The sequence below is a fragment of the Streptomyces sp. NPDC111520 genome (assembly GCF_055635295.1).
In genome coordinates, this window is record NZ_JBVKBW010000007.1 from 223355 (window position 1) to 246195 (window position 22841).

Genomic DNA, 22841 nt, shown 5'->3' on the forward strand with positions numbered 1-22841 from the left:
AGTCCCGTGGGGCCGGGGGCGCACAGCGCGCCCCCGGCCCCACGGGCATGCTCGCGGTCCCCGGCAGCCCCCCTGCCGACGCTTTCCCGGGGCGGGGCGGCCGAGGGGGTGTCAGCTGTCGTAGTCGACCGTCAGCTCGTCGGAGACCGGGTAGCTCTGGCAGGTCAGCACGTAGCCCGCGTCGACCTCGGACTCCTCGAGGGCGAAGTTGCGGCGCATCTCCACCTTGCCGTCGGTGACGAGCGCCCGGCAGGTGCCGCAGACGCCGCCCTTGCAGGCGAAGGGCAGGTCGGGGCGGGTGCGCTGGGCGCCGTCGAGGACGCTCCGGTCACGCGGCAGGGCGGCCGTGGTCGTCCGGCCGTCGAGGACGACGGTGACCTGGCTGACCGGGCCCTCGGCGACGGCGTCCTCGTGGCGGACGGGGGTGACCGGCTCGTCGTCCGCGTAAAACAGCTCCTGGTGCACCCGGTCGCCGGGCACGCCGAGGCCGGCGAGGACCTGCTGGGCGTCGACGACCATGCCGTGCGGGCCGCACAGCCACCAGTGGTCGGCGTTGGGCACGTCGACGAGGCCCTCGGCGAGGGTGGCGAGCCGTCCGGCGTCGAGGCGGCCGGAGAGCACGTCGGCCTCGCGCGGCTCCCTGGAGAGCACGTGGGCGAGCTGGAACCGGGCGGGGTGCAGGTCCTTCAGCTCGGCGAGTTCGTCGGCGAACATGACGGTGTCGGTGCGCCGGTTGCCGTAGAAGAGCGTGACCCGGGAGCCGAGGTCCGCGGCGAGGACGGACTCGGCGATGGAGAGCATCGGGGTGATGCCGGAGCCCGCCGCGATCAGCACGTGGTGCCCGGGCGCGGTGAGGTCGGGGGTGAAGGCGCCGGTGGGACCCATCACCTCGACGGTGTCGCCCGCGCGCACCTCGTGCACGAGCCAGGCCGAGAAGAGCCCGCCCGGCACCACGCGGACCCCGATGCGGGGGGTGGCGCCGGCGGGGGAGCAGATGGAGTACGAGCGCCGCTCGTCCCGGCCGTCGACCTCGCGGCGCAGGGTGAGGGACTGCCCGGGCGCGAAGGCGAACTCCTCGGCCAGTTCCCGCGGTATGTCGAAGCTGACGGCGGCCGCGTCCTCGCAGAGCGGCTCGACCGCGGCGACCCGCAGGGCGTGGAAGGCCGGACGGCGGCGGACCCGCGGGGCCTGCGCCGGCGGGGCGGGGGTGGTCGGGGCCATCAGATCTCCTTGACGTACTCGAACGGCTCCAGGCAGGCACGGCAGCGCCACAGGGCCTTGCAGGAGGTGGCGGCGAAGCGCGAGGTCTCCTCGGTGTCCGCCGAGCCGCAGCGGGGGCAGGAGACGGAGCGCCGGATGGGGGTGAGCACCAGCGGCACCGGCCCCGCGGTACGCCGGGGCGCCGGCCCGGGGGGTGCGATGCCGTGCTCGGCGAGCTTGCGGCGGCCCTCGGGGGTGATCCAGTCGGTCGTCCACGGCGGGTCCAGGACGGTGCGGATCTCGACCCGGGGGAAGCCTGCGGCGCGCAGCCGGGCGGCCACGTCGGCGCGCATCTCCGCCATGGCGGGGCAGCCCGAGTAGGTGGGGGTGAGGGCGGCGACCACCGTGCCGTCCCGGGCGACCTCGACGTCGCGCAGGACACCCAGGTCGGCCAGGGTCAGCATGGGCAGCTCGGGATCGGGCACCTCGGCGGCCACGCGGGCCGCCCGGTGTGCGTCGGTGGGGGCGGTCACGGTGCTCACCAGACCGCTCCGGGGTGCGCGCGGGCGACACCCTGCAACTCGGCGAGCAGCGGGGCGAGGTGCTCCGTGCGGTCGCCCTCGCGACCGTGGCCGGGCAGAGGTTCGGCCCCGACGGGGGGCAGCCCCGCCGTCGCGGTGACCTGGCGCAGCGCGACGGTCACCTCCTCGCGCACCTCGGCGGGGTCGGCGCCGCACGTCGCGGCGGCGGTGAACAGCTCCTCCAGGTAGGGGGCGACCTCCTCCAGGCCGGCCCGCATGCGGCGGTGCGACTCCTCGGTGCCGTCGCCGAGCCGTACCGTCCACTCGGCGGCGTACTGCCGGTGGTAGGTCAGCTCGTTGACGCCCTTGGCGGCGATGGCAGCGAGCACCGGGTCCTGCGCGGTGCGCGCGAGCCGCTCGAAGACGGCGAGCCGCCAGCCGGAGGTGACCAGCAGCCGGGCCATGGAGAACGCGAAGTCCCCGCAGGGCAGTTCGGCGAGCCGGACGTTGCGGAAGTCGGCGGCGTCCCGGAAGTAGGCGTAGGCGTCCTCGTCGCGGCCGGTGCCGTCCACCTGGCCGGCCCGGGAGTAGAGCAGGCGGGCCTGGCCGAGCAGGTCGAGCCCGATGTTGGCGAGGGCGACCTCCTCCTCCAGCTCCGGCGCGCGGGTGCACCACTCGGCCAGGCGCTGGGCGCCGACCAGGGCGTCGTCGCCGAGCGCCAGGCAGCGGGCGGCCAGTTCCGCGGCGTCCACGCCCTCCGGCACGGTGGTGTCGACGCCGTGCAGCGGGTCCTCGAAGCCGGTGCCGAAGGCCCAGCGGGCGTCGCTGTCCTCGTGCCCCTCGGCCAGGGACAGGTAGACGTGCTCGTCGCTCATGCCCTGCTCCTAGATGTGGGGGACGTCTTCGGGGATGTCGTAGAAGGTGGGGTGCCGGTAGACCTTGTCGGCGCTGGGGGTGAAGAAGGGGTCCTTCTCGTCCCGCGTCGACGCGGTGATGTGCTCCGAGCGCACCACCCAGATGCTCACGCCCTCGTTGCGCCGCGTGTACAGGTCACGGGCGTGGGTCAGCGCCATGCGGTCGTCGGCGGCGTGCAGGGAGCCGACGTGGACGTGGTTCAGGCCGCGCTTGCCGCGGACGAACACCTCGTACAGGGGCCACTCGGCCCGGGTCGTGCTGTCGCCGGTGGTGCTCATGCCACGGCTCCTTCCTCTGCCCGGGCCGCCTGCTTGGCGGCGTGGGCGGTCGCGGCCTCGCGCACCCAGGCGCCGTCCTCGTGTGCGGTGCGGCGGCGTTCCATCCGCGCGTCGTTGCACGGTCCGTCGCCGCTGATGACCCGTTGCAGCTCCGACCAGTCGGGGGTGCCGAAGTCGTGCCGGCCGCGCTCCTCGTTCCAGCGCAGCTCGGGGTCGGGCAGGGTCACGCCGAGCCTGTCGGCCTGCGGGACGGTCATGTCGACGAACCGCTGCCGCAGCTCGTCGTTGCTGTGGCGCTTGATCTTCCAGGCCATCGACGCGGCCGAGTTGGGCGAGTCGCCGTCGGGCGGGCCGAACATCATCAGCGACGGCCACCACCAGCGGTCCACCGCGTCCTGCACCATCGCCCGCTGGGCCTCGGTGCCGCGCATCATCGTCATCAGCAGTTCGTAGCCCTGCCGCTGGTGGAAGGACTCCTCCTTGCAGATGCGCACCATGGCGCGGGCGTAGGGCCCGTAGGAGGAGCGGCACAGCGGCACCTGGTTGCAGATGGCGGCGCCGTCGACGAACCAGCCGATGACGCCGACGTCGGCGAAGCTCAGGGTCGGGTAGTTGAAGATCGAGGAGTACTTCTGGCGGCCCTCGATCAGGCGCTGCGTGAGGTCCGCGCGGTCGACGCCCAGGGTCTCGGCGGCCGAGTAGAGGTAGAGCCCGTGGCCCGCCTCGTCCTGGACCTTCGCGAACAGGATGGCCTTGCGGCGCAGCGACGGGGCGCGGGTGATCCACTCGCCCTCGGGCTGCATGCCGATGATCTCCGAGTGCGCGTGCTGCGCGATCTGCCGGACCAGCGTCTTCCGGTAGCCCTCGGGCATCCAGTCCCGCGGCTCGATGCGCTGGTCCCGCGCGATCGTGGCTTCGAAGTGCTCCTGGAGCGGCGCCTGCGCGCCCTCCGCCGGCACGGTGGCGTTCGGTGTGGTCATCGATACCAGCTTCCCCTACCGACCATTCGTTCGGTTACAGTCTGACGAACTTTGCCGTACCCGGCAAGCCCTGTGGACGACGGCCGCGCCCGGCCCGCGGGAGGCCCCGCTCACACCCGCTCCACCAGCATCGCCACGCCCTGGCCGACCCCCACGCAGAGGGTCGCGAGGCCGCGGCGGCCGCCCTCGCGCTCCAGGCGGCCGAGGAGGGTGAGCAGGATGCGGGCGCCGGAGCAGCCCAGCGGGTGGCCGAGCGCGATCGCGCCGCCGTCGGCGTTGACCCGCTCCTCGTCCAGCTTGAGCCGGCGGACGACCGCCAGGGCCTGGGCGGCGAAGGCCTCGTTGAGCTCGACGGCGTCCAGCTCGCCGGCCTGCCATCCGGCACGCTCGAGGGCCTTCTCCGTCGCCGGGACGGGTCCGAGGCCCATCAGGTGGGGCTCGACGCCGGCGGTGGCGGCGGTGACGATCCTGGCGCGCGGCGCGAGCCCGTACCGCTCGACCGCCGCGCGGCCCGCGACCACGAGGGCGGCGGCGCCGTCGGAGAGCGGCGAGGAGGAGCCCGCGGTCACGATGCCGTCCTTGCGGAAGATCGTGCGCAGGGTGCCGAGCTTCTCCAGGGTGGTGGAGGGACGCGGACCCTCGTCGCGGGTGACCTCGCCGTCCTTGACGGCGACCGGCACGATCTCGCGGTCGAAGCGGCCGGCCTCCTGGGCCGCGACGGCCCGCCGGTGGCTGCGCAGCGCGAAGGCGTCGGAGTCGGCGCGGGTGATCCCGTCCAGGGCGGCGACCTCCTCCGCGGTCTCCCCCATGGACAGCGTCTCCATGGCGCCGAAGCGCGGGTTGGTGAAGCGCCAGCCCAGGGAGGTGTCGTGCACCTCGCCCGGCTTGGCCCACGGGGTGCCGGGCTTGGCCATGACCCACGGGGCACGGGTCATCGACTCCACACCGCCGGCGACGACCAGTTCCGCCTCGCCGGAGCGGATCGCCTGCGTCGCCGAGGCGACGGCGGTGAGCCCGGAGGCGCAGAGCCGGTTGACGGTGTAGGCGGGCACCGTGTGCGGCAGGCCGGCCAGCAGCACGGCCATCCGGGCGACGTCGCGGTTGTCCTCGCCCGCCTGGTTGGCGGCGCCGAGGATCACCTCGTCCACGGCCGCGGCCGGTATCCCGGCACGCCTCACCGCCTCGCCGACCACCAGGGCGGCGAGGTCGTCGGGGCGGACGGAGGCCAGGGCGCCGCCGTAACGCCCTTGCGGGGTGCGGGCCCCGTCGATCAGGAAGACCTCGTCTGCGGGCCGCGCGGGGAGGTGCTGGGACATGCGTTCCACCTCTTGACAGGCAGTTCGGATGCTGGATTACCTTGGGCGTGCCGCACGCTAACCGAATGTTCGGTCGGTCCACAAGGGCGGTGACGATCGTGAGGGGTGCCATGGACACGACGCAGGGCCCGGCGGAGATCATGTTCGCAGCGGACAAGGCGTCGCAGAGCCTCGGCATCGAGCTGCTGGAGACCGGCGAGGGGACGGCCGTGCTGCGCATGACCGTCACCGCGGCCATGGTCAACGGCCACGGCATCGCCCACGGGGGCTACCTCTTCCTGTTCGCCGACACCGCCTTCGCCTGCGCCTGCAACAGCCACGGCCCGGTGACGGTCGCCGCCGGGGCCGACATCACCTTCGTCGCCCCCGTCCACGAGGGGGACGAGCTGGTCGCGACCGCGCAGGAGCGCACCCGCTTCGGCCGCAGCGGCATCTACGACGTGAGCATCCTGCGGGGCGACCAGGTGGTCGCCGAGTTCCGCGGGCGCAGCCGCAGCATCGGACGCACGGAGGAGAACGGATGAGCAGCGAGCCGACGGACCGGTCGACGGCGGGGGCGCGCCTGGGAGAGCCGCTCCCCCACGGCCTGCTGGACGCCGCCGAGAAGCTGGACCCGGCGGAACTGCGGGAGCTCCAGCTCACCCGGCTCCGGGCGACGCTGCGCCACGCGTACGACAACGTCGAGGCGTACCGGAAGAAGTTCGACGAGGCCGGACTGCGCCCCGAGGACTGCGGGAGCCTGGACGACCTGGCGCGCTTCCCCTTCACCACCAAGGCCGACCTGCGCGACAACTACCCCTTCGGCATGTTCGCCGTCCCCATGGACCAGGTGCGCCGCGTCCACGCCTCCAGCGGCACGACCGGACTGCCCACTGTCGTGGGGTACACCGAGAACGACCTGTCCATGTGGTCCGACGTGGTGGCCCGCTCCATACGTGCCGCCGGCGGCCGACCCGGCCACAAGGTGCACGTCTCCTACGGCTACGGCCTGTTCACCGGTGGCCTGGGCGCGCACTACGGCGCCGAGCGCGCCGGATGCACGGTGATCCCCGCCTCGGGCGGCATGACGGCCCGCCAGGTCCAGATCATCCAGGACTTCAAGCCCGAGATCATCATGGTCACCCCGTCGTACATGCTCACCCTGCTGGACGAGTTCGAGCGCCAGGGCGTCGACCCGCGCGGCACCTCGCTGCGGGTCGGCATCTTCGGCGCGGAACCGTGGACGGAGGAGATGCGCCGGGAGATCGAGGAGCGCATGGACATCCACGCCGTCGACATCTACGGGCTGTCCGAGGTGATCGGCCCGGGCGTCGCCCAGGAGTGCGTGGAGACCAAGGACGGCCTGCACGTGTGGGAGGACCACTTCTACCCCGAGGTCGTCGACCCGATCACGGGCGAGCCGCTGCCCGAGGGCGAGGAGGGCGAACTGGTCTTCACCTCCCTCACCAAGGAGGCGCTGCCGATCGTCCGTTACCGCACCCGCGACCTGACGCGGCTGCTCCCCGGAACCGCCCGCCCGGCCTTCCGCCGCATCCAGAAGATCACCGGCCGCTCCGACGACATGATCATCCTGCGCGGGGTGAACGTCTTCCCGAGCCAGATCGAGGAGATCGTGCTGCGCACGCCCGGCGTGGCCCCGCACTTCCAGATCCGGCTGACCAAGCGCGGGCGCATGGACCACATGGAGGTCGTCGTCGAGGCGCGCCCCGACGCCCCCGCCGGTCTCCGCGAGGAGGCGGCGCGTTCCGTGGCGGCCGGCGTCAAGGACGGCGTGGGCGTCAGCGTCGAGGTGACGGTCGTCGACCCGGACACCGTCGAGCGCTCGGTCGGCAAGATCCGCCGCGTACGGGACCTGCGCGCCGATTAGCGCCGCCGGCCCGCCAGGGGGCCGCCGCTCGCAGGTGACGTTGGGGATCGGACCGCTCCGGGAGGCCCGGGCGCACGGTCGACGACCCGGCGCCTACGGGCCGGGCCGGGCGTCGCTCCGATCGCTCACCGGCGTGCCTTCCGCCGCGGTGCCGGGGCCCGGGCCGGCCGCCGCGCCACGCCGGCGCGTCGCCCGCTCCCCGGCCGCCGCGACGACGGTGAGCAGGAGGGTGAGGCCCACACCGGCCAGCATCGCGACGCCCGGACCGGTCACCTTCAGCAGCGCACCCGAGAGGCTGCCCGCCGCGGCGTAGCCCGCGCCCACGGCGGCGTACATCACGGAGTAGCCGGCGGCGAGCGCGCTGGCGGGCAGCACCTGCCGCAACTGCAGGTTCCGGGTCAGCATCGCCCCGGCCTGCAGGACACCGGCGACCAGCAGGATCGCGCCCATCCAGGGCGCCGACGGGAGTACGGCGACGAGGGCCACGCACGCCGACACCGCGAGCAGCAGGACGAGCGACTGCACGGGCAACCGACCCGGCCAGCGGGCGCGCAGGCCGTAGAGGAAGGACCCGACCCCCGACCCGGCCGCGAACCCGGCGAGCAGCGGCCCGGCGAGGCCGATCGCGATCCCCCGGTGCTCCAGGAGCGCCGGCAGGACCAGTTCGGCGAGGGCGAGCAGCGACAGGGACGCGGCACCGGTGACGTAGACCGGCCAGGCCCGGGCCGTGATCCGCAGCATCGACTCACCGCCGCGGTCCCGTCGGTCGGCCTGCCATCCCGCGGGAAGCGCCCACAAGCCGGCCGCCGAGGCCGCCATGAGGACCGCGGCGAGCACCAGCGGGGTGTACGGGGCCACACCGAGCGCGAGCCCGGTCACCGCGGCCGGGCTCACCGCCCAGATCGCGAAGGTCAGCACCGACTCGGCGCTCAGGGCCTGCGTCACGGCCCGCTCCGGCACGATCGAGGTGAGCAGTTGCCGCATGCCGCCCGGGGCCGCCGCGGGAGCCGCCCCGGCCAGGATCGCGAACCCGGCCAGCACGGCGGGGTGGGCATCGGGCAGGACTCCCAGCCCGGCGAAGCCCACGGCCCCCACCGCGAGCCCCGCCGCCAACTGCGGCCGTGCCCGCCCGGCATCGAGCCGCATGCCGAGCAGTGGCGCCCCGACGATCTCCCCGATCACATAGGCGGCGGCGAGCAGCGCCCCGAACGTGTAGCCACCCGGCCGCTCCCGCACCAGGAACACCAGCGCGAGCGGTGCCATGGCCACCGGCATCCGCGCCCCCACGGCCACGGCCCCCCAGGTCAGGACGGGCCGGACGAGGACGTGGCGGTACATGTCCAGGGACATGGGGGCGAACGTAGCCGGGTGTCCGCTCCCCGGCAACGGGTTTGCCGGGGAGGGGCGTCAGAGCTGCGCGCGCAGGAAGGCCAGTGCCTCCGCGTCGTCGTCGATGGCGCCGCCCTCGTGGCCGTTCCACGGCCAGACCGCCATCTCCTTGGGCCCCGCGTAGGCGTTGTACGCCGCGAAGACCGTCGAGGGCGGCGTGATCTCGTCCATCAGGGCCGCGGAGAAGCGCGCCGGCACCCGGGCGCGGGCGGCGAAGTTGACGCCGTCGAAGTAGGACAGGGTGCGCATGGCCCGCTCGGCGTTGCCGCGGTGGACGGCGAGGTAGCGGCCGATCTCCCGGTACGGGTCGGCGTCCGTGACGACCGTGGCGCGGGGGAAGTCGCACAGGAACGGGACGTGGGCGACCAGGGCGTGCACCTCGGGGGCGAGGGCCGCCACCGCGAGCGCGGTGCCGCCGCCCTGGCTCGCGCCGAGGACGGCGATCCGTCCGGGGTCCACCGAGGGCAGCGTTCGGACCGCGTCCACGGCGCGGACGGCGTCAGTGAACAGGCGGCGGTAGTAGTACGTGCGGGGGTCGTCGATGCCCCGGGTCATCATCCCCGGGGCCTGCGGGCCCGTGGTGCCGGAGTCGGGGGTGTCGCCGCGGCTCCAGCCCGAGCCCTGGCCCCGGGTGTCCATGTGGAAGTGGGCGAAGCCCGCGGACGCCCACAGCAACGCCTCCAGGGCGTGGCCCCGGCCGCCGCCGTAGCCGACGTACTGGACGACCGCGGGCAGCGGTTCCTCGGCGCCGTGCGGCAGCCGCAGCCAGGCCCGTACGGGCTCGCCGCCGAAGCCGGGGAAGGTGACGTCGAAGACGGCCACGGTGCGCAGCCGCGGACCGGGTGCGGTGGTGACGGTGACGGCGGCGGTGCCGGCGGCGCGCGACTCGGCGAGCGTCGTCCGCCAGAAGTCGTCGAAGTCGGCGGGCGCGGTCTGGGCGCTGCGGTAGTCCCGCAGTTCGGCCTCGGGGAGATCGGTGAACAACACGGCTCCGTGGTCAGGGGGCGAGCGGCCGGTAGTCGACCCAGTCGACGTCGGCGACGGTGGTGGAGGGGGCGCCGTGGGCGGTGGCGTACGGGCCGAGCCAGACGCCGAGGAAGCCGCCGGCGCGGGGCGAGCTGAGGAATCCGCCGTCCACGGCGGTCAGTTCGGTCTCCGCCTCCGGGTCCGCGCCCGCGGGGGCGTGGCGCAGCCCGTAGCGCTGGCCCTCGATGTGGATGCGCAGCACCACGGGCCCGGGGGGCAACGGCGCCTGCGCGACGACGCGTTCCTCGCCGCCGGTGCGGACCGCGGCGAGCACCCGGCGGCCGCCGCGGCCGTCACCGGCCACCGCGAACACCAGGTGGTCCGCCTCCGACTGGCGGACGGCGAGTCCGGCCCACTCCAGCGGCGTCCGGGGCGAGACGTCGAGGAGCGCGGACACGCTGACGTCCTGGTGCTGCTGACGCCGCCCGAGGAAGCAGGGGGTGCCGCCCTCGGCGAGCGTCGTGGGGCCCAGCGGCAGCCGGAGCCGGCCGGGACGTGCGGTGAGCGACCAGAAGGGTTCCGCGGTGCGCACCTGGTTCCACTTCGGGTCCAGCCGGGGGCCGTCGAAGTCGTCGCGCACCGGCTCCGGGTGGGGCGCCTCCGGGGGGCCGGTGACGACGGGTGGGCGGAAGGGGCCGAGCGTGGTGCCGCTGCCGGGCGCGAAGAGCGGCCAGCCGTCCTCCCAGGACACCGGGACGAGGAAGGTCTCCCGTCCGAGGTTGGGGTGGTAACCGCCGTAGGGGCGGCTGCCGAGCAGCACCGCCCACCACTCCCCCGCCGCCGTCCGCACCAGGTCGGCGTGGCCGACGCCGACGACGGGGAAGTCGCGGCCGAGGTGGCGGTGGGTGAACACCGGGTTGGCCGGGTTGCCGGTGTACGGGCCGGTGACCTGCTCGGCGCGGGCCACGCTGACGGCGTGCCCGTGCTCGGTGCCGCCCTCCGCCGCCAGCAGGTAGTAGCGGCCGTCCACCTTGTACAGGTGGGGTCCCTCGGCCCACACCGCGCCGTGCAGCGCCCCGCGCCACAGCAGGTGCTCGGGGCCGGTGAGGGCAAGCTCCTCGGTGTCGAACTCCCGCAGCCAGACGTCGGTCTGCCCCTCCCACTCCCCCGGTTCCGCGAGCCGGGTGCCGGTGCACCAGGCGCGGCCGTCGTCGTCGAAGAAGAGGGAGGGGTCGATGCCGGGCGCGTCGTCCAGCCACACCGGGTCGCTCCACGGCCCCGCGGGATCGGTGGCGGTGACGACGAACGTGCCGTTCCGGCCGCTGCCGCCGACGAGGGTGGTCACGACGTGGAAGCGGCCCCTGTGGTGCCGGATCGTCGCGGCGAAGATCCCCTCGGAGGACGCGACGGTGCTCAGGTCCACCTGCGAGGGCCGGTCCAGGACGTGCCCGATCGGCCGCCAGTTGACCAGGTCGCGGCTGTGGAACACGGGGATGCCGGGGAAGTACTCGAAGGTCGAGGTGATCAGGTAGTGGTCGTCCCCGACCCGGCAGACGCTGGGGTCGGGGTGGCAGCCCGGCAGGACGGGGTTGGCGACGGTCGCCGCCGCCTCCCCCGTCCCTTCGGGCACGCTCACCTGGACTCCTCCGGCGCGCCGGCGACCAGCGCGTGCAGCCGCCGGGTGTGGTCCACCTGCCGTGCCGGACCGGTCAGTTCGGCCCGTACGGTGTACCGGACGTCGGTGCTGGAGGCGGCCAGCCGCACCTCCAGCTCCCCCGGTTCGACGACGCGGCGGCCGTCCCGGCCGGTGAAGGCGGCGACGTCGGCCGGGACGGTGACGTCGATCCGCCGCGCCTCGCCCGGCTCCAGCGGCACCCTCAGGTAGCCGACGAGCCGCTGCACGGGCTGGACGACGGAGGCGATCGGGTCGTGCAGGTAGACCTGGACGACCTCGCTGCCGGCGCGGTCGCCGGTGTTGCGGACGGTGAAGGACAGCTCCACCTCGCCGTCGGTGCCGGTCACGGGCCGGCCGTCGGCGGCACCGGGCACCTGGGGCGCGGACCATTCGAAGCTCGTGTACGTCAGCCCGTGGCCGAAACCGAAGGCGGCGGCCGGGTCGATGTTGGAGACCTCGCTGGCCCGCGCGAGCGGCGCCGCGAGGTAGGTCGAGGGCTGGACGCCCGGGTGCCGGGGGACGCTCACCGGCAGCCGCCCGGACGGGGCGATCCGCCCGCTCAGCACTCCGGCGAGCGCCGTGGTGCCCTCCTGCCCCGGGAAGAAGGTCTGGACGACGGCCGCGGCCTCGTCCACGGCCCGCCCGAGGGCGTAGGGGCGGCCCGACAGCAGGGTGAGCACGACGGGCGTCCCCGTGTCGAGGAGCGCGTCGAGCAGCCGCTGCTGCACTCCGGGCAGGGTGAGCGACTCCGCGTCGCAGCCCTCGCCGCTGGTGCCGCGGCCGAAGAGCCCGGCGCGGTCGCCGAGCGCGGCGACGACCACGTCGGCGTCGAGCGCCACCCGTACGGCCGCGGCGATGCCGGAGACGTCGTCGTCGTCGATGCCGCAACCGGCGACGGTGACGATCTCGGCGCCGGGGAACTCCGCGACCAGGGCCTGGCGGAGCGTGGGCAGGTCGATGCCGAGCGGGACGTCCGGGTGCTGCGCGCCGACGTGGACGGGGAAGGAGTAGCAGCCCAGCACGGCGGTCGGGGTCTCCGCCTGGGGACCGACGAGCGCGATGCGCGCGGGCCGACCCAGGGGCAGGGTGCCGTCGTTGGAGAGCAGGACGGCGGACCGCTCGGCGAGGCGCCGCGAGAGGTCCCGGTGGGCGGCGGAGTTCAGGTCGACCGTGCCGCGCAGGGCCTGCGGGTCGGTGAGGTCGGCCCCGGCGAGCACGGACGGCACCGGGCTCCACCCGGGGTCCAGCAGGCCGAGCTGCGCCTTCTGGGTCAGGACGCGGCGCAGCGCGCGGTCCACCAGCTTCTCGTCGACCAGGCCCGCGGCGACGGCGTCCCGCAGCGGCTGCCCGAAGGTCTTGACGGTGGGCAGTTCCACGTCGACGCCGGCGTGCAGGGCGGTGCCGGCGGCGTCCGCCCAGTCGGCGGCGACGCCGTGCAGGGTCTTGAGGAAGGCGATCCCGAAGTAGTCGGCGACGACGGTCCCGTCGAAGCCCCAGGTGTCGCGGAGCAGCCCGGTCAGCAGTTCCTCGTCGGCGGCCGAGGGCACGCCGTCGGTGTCGGTGTACGCGTGCATCACGGACCGGACGCCGCTCTCCCGGACCGCCATCTCGAAGGGCGGCAGGACGACGTCGGCGCGTTCGCGCGGGCCCATGCTGACCGGCGCCAGGTTGCGCCCGGCGCGGGAGGCCGAGTAGCCGGCGAAGTGCTTGAGGGTGGCCACGATGCCCGCGGACTCCAGGCCCTGGATGTAGGCGGTGGCGATGGTCCCGACGAGGTAGGGGTCCTCGCCGATGGTCTCCTCGACCCGTCCCCAGCGCGCGTCGCGCACGACGTCGAGGACGGGGGCGAGGCCCTGGTGGACGCCGACCGAGCGCATGTCGCGGCCGATGGCCGCGGCCATCACCCGGACCAGCTCGGGGTCGAAGGAGGCGCCCCAGGACAGCGGGACGGGGTAGGTGGTGGCGCCCCAGGCCGCGAAGCCCGCGAGGCACTCCTCGTGGGCCATGGCGGGGATGCCGAACCGGTTGGCTGCGGCGATCCGTTCCTGGGTGCGCATGAGGGACAGCGCCCCCAGGGCGGGGTCGACGGGGACGGTGCCGAAGGGCCGGGTGAGCTGCCCGAGGCCGTCCGGCAGGAGCTCGTCGAGGCTGGGCGGCTCTTCCATGTCGTGCTGGTGGGGGGCGACTTCGGCACCTTCGCCGGAGGCGCCGACCCAGACGCCGTAGAGCTGGGCGATCTTCTCGTCGAGGGTCATCTCGCGGATGAGCGCCTCGACGCGGGAGTCGGCGGTCACGTTGTCGTTCACTTTCCTCCGACGCCCATGAGCCCCTGCACGAGGGCACGGCGGGCGAACAGGTAGACGAGCAGGACGGGAATCGTGGACAGCACCACGGCGGCCAGCAGGCCGGGGATGTTGATGCCGTACTGGGTCCGGAAGTTGTAGAGGCCCAGCGTGATCACCTTGGTCTCCTCGGACTGGGTGAGCACCAGGGGGAACAGGAAGCCGTTCCACGCCTGCAGCGCGGAGAAGACGACGATCGTCGACAGTCCGCTGCCGGACAGCGGCAGGACGAGCTGGAAGAAGGTCCGCCGGACGGAGGCGCCGTCCATGGCCATCGCCTCGAACAGGTCGGAGGTGATGTCGCGCATCGTGCCGGTCAGGATCAGCGTGCAGACCGGCAGGCAGAACGCCGCCGTCGGCAGGATGACGCCGATGAGGTTGTCGTACAGCCCGGCCTTGCTGATGACGTAGAACATCGGGACGATCACGGCCTGCGCGGGGATGGCCAGGCCCAGCAGGAAGAGCCGGAACACCCCGGAGGTGCCGCGGCCCCGGTTGCGGACGATGGTGAACGCCAGCGGCGGCACGAGCAGCAGCACGATGGCCACCACGCTGACCGTGACGACGACCGTGTGGAGGAAGTACTGCCCGAAGCCGTTGCTGAAGTCCTGGACGTAGTTGTCCAGCGTGAAGGAGCGGGGGAAGGCCAGCGGGCCGCCCGCGCTGTACGCCTCGCGCGTCTGCACGGTGGCGCCGAGCATGACGTACAGCGGCAGGCCCACCAGCGCGAGCCACAGCAGGGCGCCCAGGCCCGCCAGGTAGTTGGGGCGTCGCCTCATCAGAGCCCCTCCTTGGTGCCGGCCATCTTGTCGTAGCCGGAGACCTTGACCACGACCAGCGAGATCACGGTGGCGACGACGACGAGCATCAGCGCGACCGCGGCGCCCGCGCCGAAGTCGAAGCCCTTGAAGGCCTTGTCGTACATGTAGTAGGCGCTGATGGTGGTGTCGGTGCCGGGGCCGCCCTGGGTGAGGATCAGCACCGTGTCGAAGGTGGTGAGACCGCCGACGATCATCAGGATCATCGAGGTGATGATCGAGTTGCGCAGCTGCGGCAGCGTGATGTGGAAGAACTGCCGTACGGTGCCCGCGCCGTCGATCTGCGCCGCCTGGTACAGCACCTGCGGGATCGCCCGGGTCGCGCCCTGGTAGATCAGGGCGTGGAACGGGGTGAACTGCCAGGTGCTGACGAACACCAGCACGCCGATCGCGGCGGTCTGCGTGCCGAACAGGTTGCCGTCGCCGAACAGCCAGCGCGCCTGCGAGGGCACACCGAAGTTCGGGTCGAGCAGTGCGCGCCACAGCACCGACACGGCGGTCGCGGACAGCAGCAGCGGCACGAAGAAGACCGCCGACAGCACCGCGCGGTTGCGCTGGGGACCGGCTGCCCAGACGCCGAGCAGGATGCTCAGCGGGGTCTGGACGACGACGCCCAGCACGGTGAGCAGCACGCTCAGCCAGAGGCTCTTGATCATTACGGGGTCCTGGAAGACCCGGACCCACGTGTCGAAGCCCGCGAACTCGGGCGAGCCCAGTCCGCTCCAGGTGGTGAAGGACAGGACCGCCACCAGCACCAGGGGCACGACGGCGAACAGGGCGAAGAAGATCGTGGCGGGGAGGGCCCAGGCGAGGCCCGGCCGGCCGATGCTACGGCCGGCCGGGCGCTGCGTCTGCCGCTTGCCCGTCACGGAGGCAGTGAGGGAGACCATGCGGGACGTCGCTCTCAGGAGGTGGGCAGGGCCTGCATGGCCTTGATGAAGCCGTCCGCGTCGACCTGGCCGTTGAAGAACTGCTGCACGGCCTGGTGGATCGGCGTGATGCCCGACGGCGGGTAGGCCTGGTCCCACGACAGCTGGAACGAGGGCGCCTTCTGGACCAGGTCGAACTGGTACTTCAGGTAGTCCGGGTTCTCGGCCGAGTCGAGGAACTTGGTGGTGTTCGTGGTGGTCGGCAGGTTGCCGATGGCCAGCTGCTGCTTCACGAAGTCGTCGGAGTACATCAGCTTGAGGAAGTCCGCGACGGCTTCCGGGTGCTCGGTCTTCTTCAGCACCGAGTAGAAGTTGTTGGTGTTGCCGACGACGTTCGCGGCGTCACCCTTGCCCCCGGTGATGGTCGGGAAGTTGGTGTAGCCGAGGTCGTTCTTGGCGAAGTCCGGGCTGGCGTCCTGCTGCGTGGAGTACTCCCAGGAGCCCATGAGCTCGAAGCCGGCCTTGCCGCTGGCGAGGAGCTGGGGCGAGCCGCCGTCGGTGAACTTCACCGAGTCGAAGTTGGTGCCGAAGGCGCCGGCGTCGATGAGCTCCTTGAGCATGCCCAGCGCCTTCTTGCTGTCCTCGCTCTCCCAGGCGCTCTTGTCGCCGCCGAGCGCCTTGGTGAACAGCTCCGGGCCGGCGACGCGGTCGTAGAGGTACTCGAACCACATCAGCGTCGGCCACTGGTCGCCGCCGCCGAGCGCGATCGGGGTGACGCCCTTGGCCTTGAGCTTCTTGACGGCGTCGATGAGCTCGTCCCAGGTCTGCGGGGGCTGCACGCCGGCGTCCGCGAGGACCTTCTTGTTGTTGAACATCAGCACCGGCTGGGTGCCGCGCATCGGCACGCCGTAGGACTTGCCGTCGACGACCGCCGTGTTGAAGACCGAGGACAGGAAGTTGTCCTTCAGGCCCGGGTCCTTCTTGATGAAGTCGTCGAGCGGGAGCAGCAGGCCGGCCTTCACGAACGGCTGGATGCTGCCGCCACCCCAGTTGAAGAAGACGTCGGGTGCCTGCTTGGTGTTGATGACGGTCTGCAGCTTCTGCTGGTAGTCCGCACCGGGGACCGTGTCGAGGACGGCCTTGACCTTCGAGGTCTTGTTGAACTCGGCGACGATCGCCTTCTCCACCTTGTTCGCGGAGTCGCCGTACACGAGGACGTGAATCGTCCCGGAATCGCCTCCCGCGGAGGCGCCATCACCGCCGCAGGCGGTCAGGGTCAGGCCCAGTGCCAGTGTCGCGCCGCCGGCGACGGCACGGGGGAACCACGCACGCTTCTTCATGATCGACCTCTCGAAAGTTTCGGCCGCTTTGCCGAAATTCGCCTGACGACGGACCGTAGGCTTCCCCTCCGCTGGGGTCAACAGCGTGGAATTGACGCGACCAAACCGTTACCGAACGGCGGTGCTCTATCCTGTGCCGCATGCGTGATGATGAGACCGAGGGCAGGATCACCCTGGCCGACGTGGCTTCGAAAGCGGGCGTGTCACTTTCGACAGTTTCGAAGGTGCTCAACGGACGTCCCGATGTGGCCGCGCCGACCCGGAGCAGGGTCGAACGCCTGCTGGAGGCGAACGGCTACCAGCGCCCCTCCCCCACCCAGCCCGAGTCGCGGCTGATCGAGATCGTCTTCCACGAGCTCGAGAGCGTCTGGGCGATGGAGCTCATCCGGGGCGTGGAGAACGTCGCCAAGAGCCGCAACATGAGCGTGGTGCTCACCGAGAGCGGCACCCGGCACGCCCCCGGCCCCGAGTGGATCGAGGGCGTGCTGCGCCGCCGCCCGCTCGGCGTCGTCCTGGTCTTCTCCTCGCTGCCCGACGACATCAAGCGAAAGTTGCGGTCACGGGCCATCAACTTCGTGATCATCGACCCGGCGGGCGACCCCGAACCCGACGTCCCCTCGGTGGGCTCGGCGAACTGGGCCGGCGGCGTCGCGGCCACCCGGCACCTCATCGACCTCGGTCACCGCCGGATCGGGATCATCACCGGCCCGGACGACATGCTGTGCTCCCTCGCCCGCCTCGACGGCTTCCGTTCGGCCATGGGCATGGCGGGGCTCACCGTCGACAACGACCTGATCCGCTACGGGGACTTCCACGTCCAGGGCGGGCACGACGGCGCCCTCGCCCTGCTGGAACGACCCGAACCGCCGACCGCCATCTTCGCGGGCAGCGACCTGCAGGCACTCGGCGTCCTGGAGGCGGCCCGGGTCAAGGGACTGCAGGTGCCCCGCGACCTGTCCGTGGTGGGCTACGACGACATCCCGCTCGCCCAGTGGGCGAGCCCGTCGCTGACCACCGTCAACCAGCCGCTGGTCGAGATGGCCGAGGAGGCCGCCCGGATGCTGCTCCGGCTCTCGCAGCCCGAGGAGACCGGTGACAAGAGCAACACCCGTATGGAGCTGGGCGTCAGACTGGTCGTCAGGAAGAGTACGGCGCCCCCGCACGAGGCCGGCGCGACCCCGGAGGACTGACGCCGGAAGGGCGCGGAGCGGGCGCACGGCGTCGTCCGCGGGGGCACGGAGCACCCCTGCGGACGACTGTGTGACGAAGGCCACACCCAATGTCAACGCTCTTCGGAGTGGCGGTGATTACCGCGGGCGCACGGCGGGAAATGCTCGCTATGGCCGAGGCCAAGCGCCCGGCCGGCCCCGCTGGTGGGCGTTCTTCTGAGGGGGAGATGCACCCATGCGCACCCACGCACGACACAGCCGCGGCGAACGCTCGCTGGCGGTGCTCGAGGAGGAGCACGAACGTCGCGAGTCGTTCGAGCTGCTGACGGCGGACGACGCCGACGACGCCTTCGACGAAGAGGGTTATGAGATCTTCCGGGTGCACTGCCCCGACTGTGCCCGCCCGATCGCCCTCCTCGCCGACGAGGACGCCCTGCCGCAGCACGCGCTGTGCGCCTCGCCGTGGAACCCGTTCGGCCTGACGGTCTGCCCCGGCTCGGGGCGTCCGGCCGCCGAGGCCACGCCGTCCGACGACGACGCGCAGGGCGAGGACGTCGAGTGGGGCGCCCTGCTGACGCTCCCCGCCGGGCTGGACTGGCGCACGCAGCCGTTCTCCCACGTGGGCGGCCCCGGTTCGCGGCCGATCCGCGTACCGTTCCAGCGCGCGGCCTGACCCGCGCCCATCGCGTACCCACGGTGCCGCGCCGCGCCCGCCGAGGCGGCGCGGCACCGTCGTGTCAGCGCTCCTTGCTCTCCGGGCCGGCGAGGCTGCGGGCGATCACCATGCGCTGGATCTGGTTGGTGCCCTCGACGATCTGCAGCACCTTGGCCTCGCGCATGTACCGCTCGACGGGGAAGTCGGCGGTGTAGCCGTAGCCCCCGAGCAACTGGACCGCGTCCGTGGTCACCTGCATCGCGGCGTCCGTGCAGAACAGCTTCGCCATGGCCGCCTGCCGGGAGAACGGCCGGCCGGCGTCCCGCAGCCGGGCCGCCGCGAGGTAGAGCGCCCGGCCGGCCTCGATCTTGGTGGCCATGTCGGCGATCATGAAGCGCAGCCCCTGGAAGTCGATGACGGGACGGCCGAACTGCTGCCGTGTCATCCCGTACGCCAGGGCCTCGTCGAGCGCCGCCTGGGCGACGCCGACGGCGCAGGCCGCGATGCCGAGGCGGCCGGAGTCGAGGGCGGCCAGCGCGATGGTGAAGCCCTGGCCCTCGTCGCCGACGCGGCGGCTGTCGGGGACGGTCACGCCGTCGAAGTGGACCTGGGCCGTCGGCGAGCCCTTCATGCCCATCTTCTTCTCCGGGAGCGCAGCGGTCAGGCCCTCCGCGTCGCCGGGCACCAGGTAGGCGGTGATGCCGCGGGGGCCCTCGACGCCGCTGCGGGCGAGCACCGTGTAGTAGTCCGCGACGCCGCCGTGGGTGATCCACGCCTTGGTGCCGTCGATGCGCCAGGCGTCGCCCTCGCGGGTCGCCCGGGTGCGCAGCGAGGCGGCGTCCGAGCCGGAGGCGGGCTCGGAGAGGCTGTAGGCGCCGAGCAGGGAGCCGCCGAGCATGGCGGGCAGGTGCTCGGTCCGCTGCTCCTTGCTGCCGAAGTGGGCGACCGCGTGGCAGGCCAGGGTGTGGACGCTGACGCCGAGGCCGACGGTGAGCCGGGCCGCGGCCAGTTCCTCGAGCACCTGCAGGTACACCTCGTACGGCTGGCCACCGCCGCCGTACTCCTCCGGGTAGGGCAGTCCGAGCAGACCCGCCTCGCCGATGAGGCGGAACACCTCGCGCGGGAAGACGCCGGCGTCCTCCTCCTCGGCCGCCCGGGGCTTGATCTCCCGCTGGGCCAGCTCGCGTACGAGCGCGAGCAGGTCGCGGGCCTCCTCGGTGGGAAGCTGTCGGTCCACCGGCTGAAGGCCGTCGTGGGACATGGCGGCACTCTCCTCCCTGTCGGGCGCTGCGGCGGCGTCCGCTCAGGGTGTGGCGGCGCTGCCGGGTCGTCGACCGTCGACCGATGGTCTCCCGCCGGGTCACGGCATGGTCCGACCTGCGGCTTCGGCGCGTTGGAGTATGCCCGATCGGAGGCGTCGGAGTCACGGGGTGCCAGGCCCTCCGGAGCGTGCGACGGCGGATTTTTCCACACCGGACACCTGCGGGGCGGCTTTTCGCAAGGCTGTACGGGTCATGGGGCCGTTCGGGTTAACGTCGACGCGCGCGGTGCGTGTGCGGGACGTGAGCGAACCGCGTCAGGAGTCGACGAAAGGTGATGCCGGTGTCCGTGTTCCCTGCGTGGGGCCCGAAGGTGGCCGCGGTGGCGGTCGTCGCGCTGGCGGTGACGGGCTGCGGCGGCCAGGACACGGATGCGGCGGGCGGACCCGTCGCCCTGGAGCGGATCGGGGAGGCCGCCGGCTGCACCCCGCAGCTGCAGACCGACGTGGAGGAGCTGCGCCAGGGCGCGTGCACGACGGCACGCGGTGCCTATGTGATGCTCACGTTCGCCAGCGCCGCCGGCCAGAAGTCGTGGCTGGAGGAGGCGGAGCCGTACGGCGGTTCCTATCTGATCGGGGAGCGCTGGGTGGTGGAGGCCGACCCCGAGGCGCTGGAGCCGGTGCGCGAGAAGCTGGGCGGCAGGGTCGAGGAGGGCGCGCACCACGGCCACTCCGCCGCGTCGCCCTCGGCCCCCGACCCCTCGGCGTCCGCGTCCGCGTCGGCGTCCTCCGCGAGCCGGTAGCCGGTCCCGCGAGGGCGAGGCCCGGCACACGTCGGCCTGCGCCTGATGTGCCGGGCCGCCGTCGGCCGCGGGCTCGCGGGGGGAGCGGGTCAGACCTCCAGGTCGGCTTCGATGCGCCTGAGCTGGTGGCGGGCCATCGCCAGGTTCGCGCGGTCCTTGTCCAGCGCGACGTAGAGGAACAGGCCCTTGCCCGAACGCCCGGTCAGCAGCCGGATCATGTGGATCTGGGTGTTGAGCGTGATCAGGATGTCCTCGATGTGCTCCTTGAGGTTGAGCATCTCCATCGTGCGCATCTTGGCGCGGACGACGTCGGTGTTGCCCGCGGCCGCGACGGTCAGGTCGAGGTCCTTGGAGCCCCCGAGGGTGCCCAGGGCCATGCCGCTGCCGTAGTCCACGAGAGCGACGCCCAGGACGCCCTCGATCGACGTCATTACATCCTTCAGCGCGGTCTCGGTGTTGGCCATTGCGGTCTCGCTTCCTTGTCGTTGGGTTCTCTGACGTGACGAATGCCTGGGTCCGGTGGCGGCGCGGCCGCGTACGGTGCCCGGCGGCTTGTCGGCTGGTGAGCTGGGTCGTACGGTCATTTCCGCTCCTGACGTTGGAGCGCGAGGTCGACGAGATCCTCGATCCGTCGACTGGATCGACGGGCCTCCAGGTGGAGGCGGCCCACGTTGGAGGCGGGTCCCGCCACCAGGGCGAGGGCCATGGCGCCGCCGGCGGCGTAGGCGGCGATGTAGCCGCCGTCCCCCCTGACCAGCAGTTCCCGGAAGCCGCCGCGTTCGGTGGCCTCCGTGATCCGAGCCGCCACGCCCAGCGCCGCCGCCGTCAGCGCGGCGACCCCCTCCGGCTCCGGCCCGCTCAGGTCGTGCGCGACGACCAGGCCGTCGACGCTGGCGACGAGCCCGCCCGTCAGGTGCGGCACCCTCGCCCGCAGGCTCCGGAGTTCGGCCAGTACGTCGGCTTCGAGTGCCACCAGCTGTCTCCTTCCGGCGAGCTGCCGCAGAGCCTTCCTCCACGGTCGTTCGGCGGGCGCCGGGCGGGTCGGCAGGGCGCTCACAGGCGGGCCTCCAGGGCGGCACGAAGTCGTAGCAACAGGGCGACTGAGGGGTCGGAGGACGGCAGGACCGCCGGCTGCGGTCCACCCTGGACGAAGGGCGGTGGCGGCGCCGGGGCCGGTGGCGGCTCGGGGGGCACCGGCGGGGGCGGCAGCGGCGGGGCCGCGGGCGGCGCCGGGAGCGGGGCCGGGCGCGCGTGGGCGCGGACCGGCATGCTGATCCGGCCGTTCGCTGCCAGCCGGCGTACGTCCAGCAGGGTCGCGAAGGCGGAACGCCCCAGGTGCCAGGCGATCTGCACGGGCGTACGGGAACCGTCCGCCGCCGCCAGCACCGCCAGCTGGGCGGGCGTGGGGGCCCTGGCCCGGCCGCCGCGCACCTCGCGCTCGGAGCGGGGGACGACGGGGCCGGCGTCGGTGTCGTCCCAGGGCCAGGCCCGCTCCAGTTGCGCGCGGCGCCGCTGTGTCTCCCTGGCCACCCGCTGGGCGGGGACCGGCCGGGAGATGGGTCCCAGCCGGGAGGTGGCGCCCGGCTGGAACCGGTCGGGCTCGGAGTCGGGCAGGAGGGTGAAGTAGGCGGCGTCGAAGAGCGCCAGCAGGTGGCACAGCTCCAGTTCCCCGCGGGCCACCCGCCCGGTGTCGACGAGGTGCCCGCCGACGCCGCGCTCGGCGCTCGCGGTGGTGACCGCCTCGCGCCACTGGTCCGGGGAGAGCAGCCCGCAGGCCATCAGCCGCACCCCGAGGTCCGGGGCGCAGGGGCTCTCGGCGTGGACGATCGCCCCGTCGCGCAGGTAGACCGCCCCCGCCGATCCGTACAGCGCCCCGCTGGCCCGCGCCTCGGCGAGCCGGGCCAGCGCGGCGGTGAAGGCGTACGCGCCCACCACTCCGGCGCGGACCTGGGCCGGCGCGCCGCCGCGCGCCGGAGTGCGCCGGGGCAGGGAGCGCACGGCCAGCGTGGGCCTGCCGGCCTCCGTGCCCGTCATACGAGCACCAGCCGCTCGGCGATGGCCTGCAGCCCCAGCCGGGCGACGGCCAGGTTGGCCATCGAACGGTCCAGCCACAGGTAGAGGATGACGTCGCTGTCGAAGGAGGTGTCGAGGAAGCGGATGAGGTGGTAGCTCCCCGGGGCGGTGATGATGATGTCCTCGACCGGCACCCTTCCGGATTCCTTCGCGGTGAAGGTGCCGCCCTCCACGACCGCCCGCGCCGCCTCGGTGGTGTCCGCGGCGGCCGCCTCGTAGCCGTGTCCCGGTTCCTGCCCGACCGCCCCGAGGAGGAGGCCGCTGCTCCAGTCGACCACGCTCGCCCCGAGCACACCGGGAATCGCCAGCGCCTCGGAAAGGCACTCGTCTATGCCGGGCACGCGCACCCCTTCGCCGCGACTTCTGGTATACGGAACAGCACGGAACGTTACTCATCCCGTACGCGA

Annotated in this window: 23 protein-coding genes; 5 read left to right on the forward strand and 18 right to left on the reverse strand. The window is 73.1% G+C overall.

The annotated features are described in order from the left end of the window. Nucleotides 1–111 precede the first annotated feature (111 nt). The 6 genes from paaE to ACZ7MY_RS18630 all read right to left on the reverse strand — a co-directional run bounded on the left by paaE (nucleotide 112) and on the right by ACZ7MY_RS18630 (nucleotide 5210). Nucleotides 112–1221 (reverse strand): 1,2-phenylacetyl-CoA epoxidase subunit PaaE, encoded by a 1110-nt coding sequence (gene paaE, locus ACZ7MY_RS18605; RefSeq protein ID WP_499603030.1) that lies wholly within the window; start codon nucleotides 1219–1221, stop codon nucleotides 112–114. Next, nucleotides 1221–1742, reverse strand: a complete 522-nt coding sequence (paaD, locus tag ACZ7MY_RS18610; protein WP_499603031.1) for a 1,2-phenylacetyl-CoA epoxidase subunit PaaD — start codon at nucleotides 1740–1742, stop codon at nucleotides 1221–1223. Before paaD ends, paaE begins: the two co-directional genes overlap by 1 nt. Beyond that, a complete protein-coding gene (gene paaC, locus ACZ7MY_RS18615; protein WP_499603032.1) occupies nucleotides 1739–2596 on the reverse strand; it encodes a 1,2-phenylacetyl-CoA epoxidase subunit PaaC in 858 nt (285 codons plus the stop codon). The genes paaD and paaC overlap by 4 nt, the downstream gene beginning before the upstream one ends. Nucleotides 2597–2605: 9 nt before the next feature. Next, on the reverse strand, nucleotides 2606–2914 hold the full coding sequence (paaB, locus tag ACZ7MY_RS18620; protein ID WP_018562414.1) for a 1,2-phenylacetyl-CoA epoxidase subunit PaaB: 309 nt from the start codon (nucleotides 2912–2914) through the stop codon (nucleotides 2606–2608). Next, the gene (paaA, locus tag ACZ7MY_RS18625; RefSeq protein ID WP_499603033.1) at nucleotides 2911–3894 is read right to left on the reverse strand and encodes a 1,2-phenylacetyl-CoA epoxidase subunit PaaA; all 984 of its coding nucleotides are present in this window, start codon (nucleotides 3892–3894) and stop codon (nucleotides 2911–2913) included. The genes paaB and paaA overlap by 4 nt, the downstream gene beginning before the upstream one ends. A 110-nt stretch (nucleotides 3895–4004) precedes the next feature. Then, entirely contained in the window at nucleotides 4005–5210 is a 1206-nt protein-coding gene (locus tag ACZ7MY_RS18630; protein WP_499603034.1) for a thiolase family protein, read from the reverse strand. 110 nt (nucleotides 5211–5320) lie between these two features. Here ACZ7MY_RS18630 and paaI point away from each other — a divergent pair, with 110 nt between their 5' ends. Together paaI and paaK are read left to right on the forward strand one after the other, a co-directional pair. Then, entirely contained in the window at nucleotides 5321–5734 is a 414-nt protein-coding gene (paaI, locus tag ACZ7MY_RS18635; protein WP_499603035.1) for a hydroxyphenylacetyl-CoA thioesterase PaaI, read from the forward strand. Continuing rightward, complete coding sequence (paaK, locus tag ACZ7MY_RS18640; protein WP_499603036.1) at nucleotides 5731–7077, forward strand: phenylacetate--CoA ligase PaaK; 1347 nt, start codon at nucleotides 5731–5733, stop codon at nucleotides 7075–7077. Before paaI ends, paaK begins: the two co-directional genes overlap by 4 nt. A 93-nt stretch (nucleotides 7078–7170) precedes the next feature. Here paaK and ACZ7MY_RS18645 read toward each other — a convergent pair whose 3' ends face one another. The 7 genes from ACZ7MY_RS18645 to ACZ7MY_RS18675 are packed head-to-tail and all read right to left on the reverse strand — an operon-like array spanning nucleotide 7171 to nucleotide 16476. Beyond that, the gene (locus ACZ7MY_RS18645; protein WP_499603037.1) at nucleotides 7171–8427 is read right to left on the reverse strand and encodes an MFS transporter; all 1257 of its coding nucleotides are present in this window, start codon (nucleotides 8425–8427) and stop codon (nucleotides 7171–7173) included. A gap of 57 nt (nucleotides 8428–8484) precedes the next feature. Then, the gene (locus ACZ7MY_RS18650; protein WP_499603038.1) at nucleotides 8485–9453 is read right to left on the reverse strand and encodes an acetylxylan esterase; all 969 of its coding nucleotides are present in this window, start codon (nucleotides 9451–9453) and stop codon (nucleotides 8485–8487) included. Nucleotides 9454–9463: 10 nt separating this feature from the next. After that, nucleotides 9464–11068, reverse strand: a complete 1605-nt coding sequence (locus tag ACZ7MY_RS18655) for a glycoside hydrolase family 43 protein (protein ID WP_499603039.1) — start codon at nucleotides 11066–11068, stop codon at nucleotides 9464–9466. Further along, on the reverse strand, nucleotides 11065–13413 hold the full coding sequence (locus tag ACZ7MY_RS18660) for a beta-xylosidase/alpha-l-arabinosidase (protein WP_499603040.1): 2349 nt from the start codon (nucleotides 13411–13413) through the stop codon (nucleotides 11065–11067). The genes ACZ7MY_RS18655 and ACZ7MY_RS18660 overlap by 4 nt, the downstream gene beginning before the upstream one ends. Continuing rightward, a complete protein-coding gene (locus tag ACZ7MY_RS18665) occupies nucleotides 13410–14228 on the reverse strand; it encodes a carbohydrate ABC transporter permease (protein WP_499603041.1) in 819 nt (272 codons plus the stop codon). The genes ACZ7MY_RS18660 and ACZ7MY_RS18665 overlap by 4 nt, the downstream gene beginning before the upstream one ends. Continuing rightward, a complete protein-coding gene (locus tag ACZ7MY_RS18670; RefSeq protein WP_499603042.1) occupies nucleotides 14228–15157 on the reverse strand; it encodes a carbohydrate ABC transporter permease in 930 nt (309 codons plus the stop codon). Before ACZ7MY_RS18670 ends, ACZ7MY_RS18665 begins: the two co-directional genes overlap by 1 nt. A gap of 14 nt (nucleotides 15158–15171) precedes the next feature. After that, complete coding sequence (locus ACZ7MY_RS18675) at nucleotides 15172–16476, reverse strand: ABC transporter substrate-binding protein (protein ID WP_499603043.1); 1305 nt, start codon at nucleotides 16474–16476, stop codon at nucleotides 15172–15174. 140 nt (nucleotides 16477–16616) lie between these two features. On the opposite strand from ACZ7MY_RS18675, the gene ACZ7MY_RS18680 reads away from it, so the two are divergent. Together ACZ7MY_RS18680 and ACZ7MY_RS18685 are read left to right on the forward strand one after the other, a co-directional pair. Further along, complete coding sequence (locus ACZ7MY_RS18680; protein WP_499603044.1) at nucleotides 16617–17666, forward strand: LacI family DNA-binding transcriptional regulator; 1050 nt, start codon at nucleotides 16617–16619, stop codon at nucleotides 17664–17666. Nucleotides 17667–17880: 214 nt separating this feature from the next. Continuing rightward, nucleotides 17881–18318 carry a hypothetical protein gene (locus ACZ7MY_RS18685; RefSeq protein ID WP_499603045.1) on the forward strand — a complete coding sequence of 146 codons (438 nt, stop codon included), beginning with the start codon at nucleotides 17881–17883 and terminating at the stop codon, nucleotides 18316–18318. A gap of 64 nt (nucleotides 18319–18382) precedes the next feature. Here the strand turns inward: ACZ7MY_RS18685 and ACZ7MY_RS18690 are convergent, their stop codons facing one another. Continuing rightward, the gene (locus ACZ7MY_RS18690) at nucleotides 18383–19561 is read right to left on the reverse strand and encodes an acyl-CoA dehydrogenase family protein (protein ID WP_499603046.1); all 1179 of its coding nucleotides are present in this window, start codon (nucleotides 19559–19561) and stop codon (nucleotides 18383–18385) included. Between the two features lie 341 nt (nucleotides 19562–19902). Between ACZ7MY_RS18690 and ACZ7MY_RS18695 the strand changes: the two genes are divergently transcribed. Further along, complete coding sequence (locus ACZ7MY_RS18695) at nucleotides 19903–20361, forward strand: hypothetical protein (RefSeq protein ID WP_499603047.1); 459 nt, start codon at nucleotides 19903–19905, stop codon at nucleotides 20359–20361. 89 nt (nucleotides 20362–20450) lie between these two features. Here the strand turns inward: ACZ7MY_RS18695 and ACZ7MY_RS18700 are convergent, their stop codons facing one another. The 4 genes from ACZ7MY_RS18700 to ACZ7MY_RS18715 form a co-directional block, all read right to left on the reverse strand. Beyond that, entirely contained in the window at nucleotides 20451–20825 is a 375-nt protein-coding gene (locus tag ACZ7MY_RS18700; protein WP_089223338.1) for a hypothetical protein, read from the reverse strand. Nucleotides 20826–20941: 116 nt separating this feature from the next. After that, nucleotides 20942–21334: a roadblock/LC7 domain-containing protein gene (locus ACZ7MY_RS18705; protein ID WP_499603048.1), complete on the reverse strand. Its 393-nt coding sequence runs from the start codon at nucleotides 21332–21334 to the stop codon at nucleotides 20942–20944. Nucleotides 21335–21414: 80 nt separating this feature from the next. Continuing rightward, on the reverse strand, nucleotides 21415–22395 hold the full coding sequence (locus ACZ7MY_RS18710; protein WP_499603049.1) for a transcriptional regulator: 981 nt from the start codon (nucleotides 22393–22395) through the stop codon (nucleotides 21415–21417). Continuing rightward, a complete protein-coding gene (locus ACZ7MY_RS18715; protein WP_499603050.1) occupies nucleotides 22392–22775 on the reverse strand; it encodes a hypothetical protein in 384 nt (127 codons plus the stop codon). Before ACZ7MY_RS18715 ends, ACZ7MY_RS18710 begins: the two co-directional genes overlap by 4 nt. Between the last annotated feature and the right edge of the window lie 66 nt (nucleotides 22776–22841).

Excerpts from the sequence above, each read along its gene's own strand:
- ACZ7MY_RS18685 (WP_499603045.1), top strand. The coding sequence starts at position 17,881 with ATGCGCACCCACGCACGACACAGCCGCGGCGAACGCTCGCTGGCGGTG.
- ACZ7MY_RS18665 (WP_499603041.1), bottom strand. The coding sequence starts at position 14,228 with ATGAGGCGACGCCCCAACTACCTGGCGGGCCTGGGCGCCCTGCTGTGG.
- ACZ7MY_RS18680 (WP_499603044.1), top strand. The coding sequence starts at position 16,617 with ATGCGTGATGATGAGACCGAGGGCAGGATCACCCTGGCCGACGTGGCT.
- ACZ7MY_RS18690 (WP_499603046.1), bottom strand. The coding sequence starts at position 19,561 with ATGTCCCACGACGGCCTTCAGCCGGTGGACCGACAGCTTCCCACCGAG.
- paaC (WP_499603032.1), bottom strand. The coding sequence starts at position 2,596 with ATGAGCGACGAGCACGTCTACCTGTCCCTGGCCGAGGGGCACGAGGAC.
- paaK (WP_499603036.1), top strand. The coding sequence starts at position 5,731 with ATGAGCAGCGAGCCGACGGACCGGTCGACGGCGGGGGCGCGCCTGGGA.
- ACZ7MY_RS18710 (WP_499603049.1), bottom strand. The coding sequence starts at position 22,395 with ATGACGGGCACGGAGGCCGGCAGGCCCACGCTGGCCGTGCGCTCCCTG.
- paaB (WP_018562414.1), bottom strand. The coding sequence starts at position 2,914 with ATGAGCACCACCGGCGACAGCACGACCCGGGCCGAGTGGCCCCTGTAC.
- ACZ7MY_RS18675 (WP_499603043.1), bottom strand. The coding sequence starts at position 16,476 with ATGAAGAAGCGTGCGTGGTTCCCCCGTGCCGTCGCCGGCGGCGCGACA.
- ACZ7MY_RS18645 (WP_499603037.1), bottom strand. The coding sequence starts at position 8,427 with ATGTCCCTGGACATGTACCGCCACGTCCTCGTCCGGCCCGTCCTGACC.
- paaI (WP_499603035.1), top strand. The coding sequence starts at position 5,321 with ATGGACACGACGCAGGGCCCGGCGGAGATCATGTTCGCAGCGGACAAG.
- ACZ7MY_RS18670 (WP_499603042.1), bottom strand. The coding sequence starts at position 15,157 with ATGGTCTCCCTCACTGCCTCCGTGACGGGCAAGCGGCAGACGCAGCGC.
- paaE (WP_499603030.1), bottom strand. The coding sequence starts at position 1,221 with ATGGCCCCGACCACCCCCGCCCCGCCGGCGCAGGCCCCGCGGGTCCGC.
- ACZ7MY_RS18700 (WP_089223338.1), bottom strand. The coding sequence starts at position 20,825 with ATGGCCAACACCGAGACCGCGCTGAAGGATGTAATGACGTCGATCGAG.
- ACZ7MY_RS18630 (WP_499603034.1), bottom strand. The coding sequence starts at position 5,210 with ATGTCCCAGCACCTCCCCGCGCGGCCCGCAGACGAGGTCTTCCTGATC.
- paaA (WP_499603033.1), bottom strand. The coding sequence starts at position 3,894 with ATGACCACACCGAACGCCACCGTGCCGGCGGAGGGCGCGCAGGCGCCG.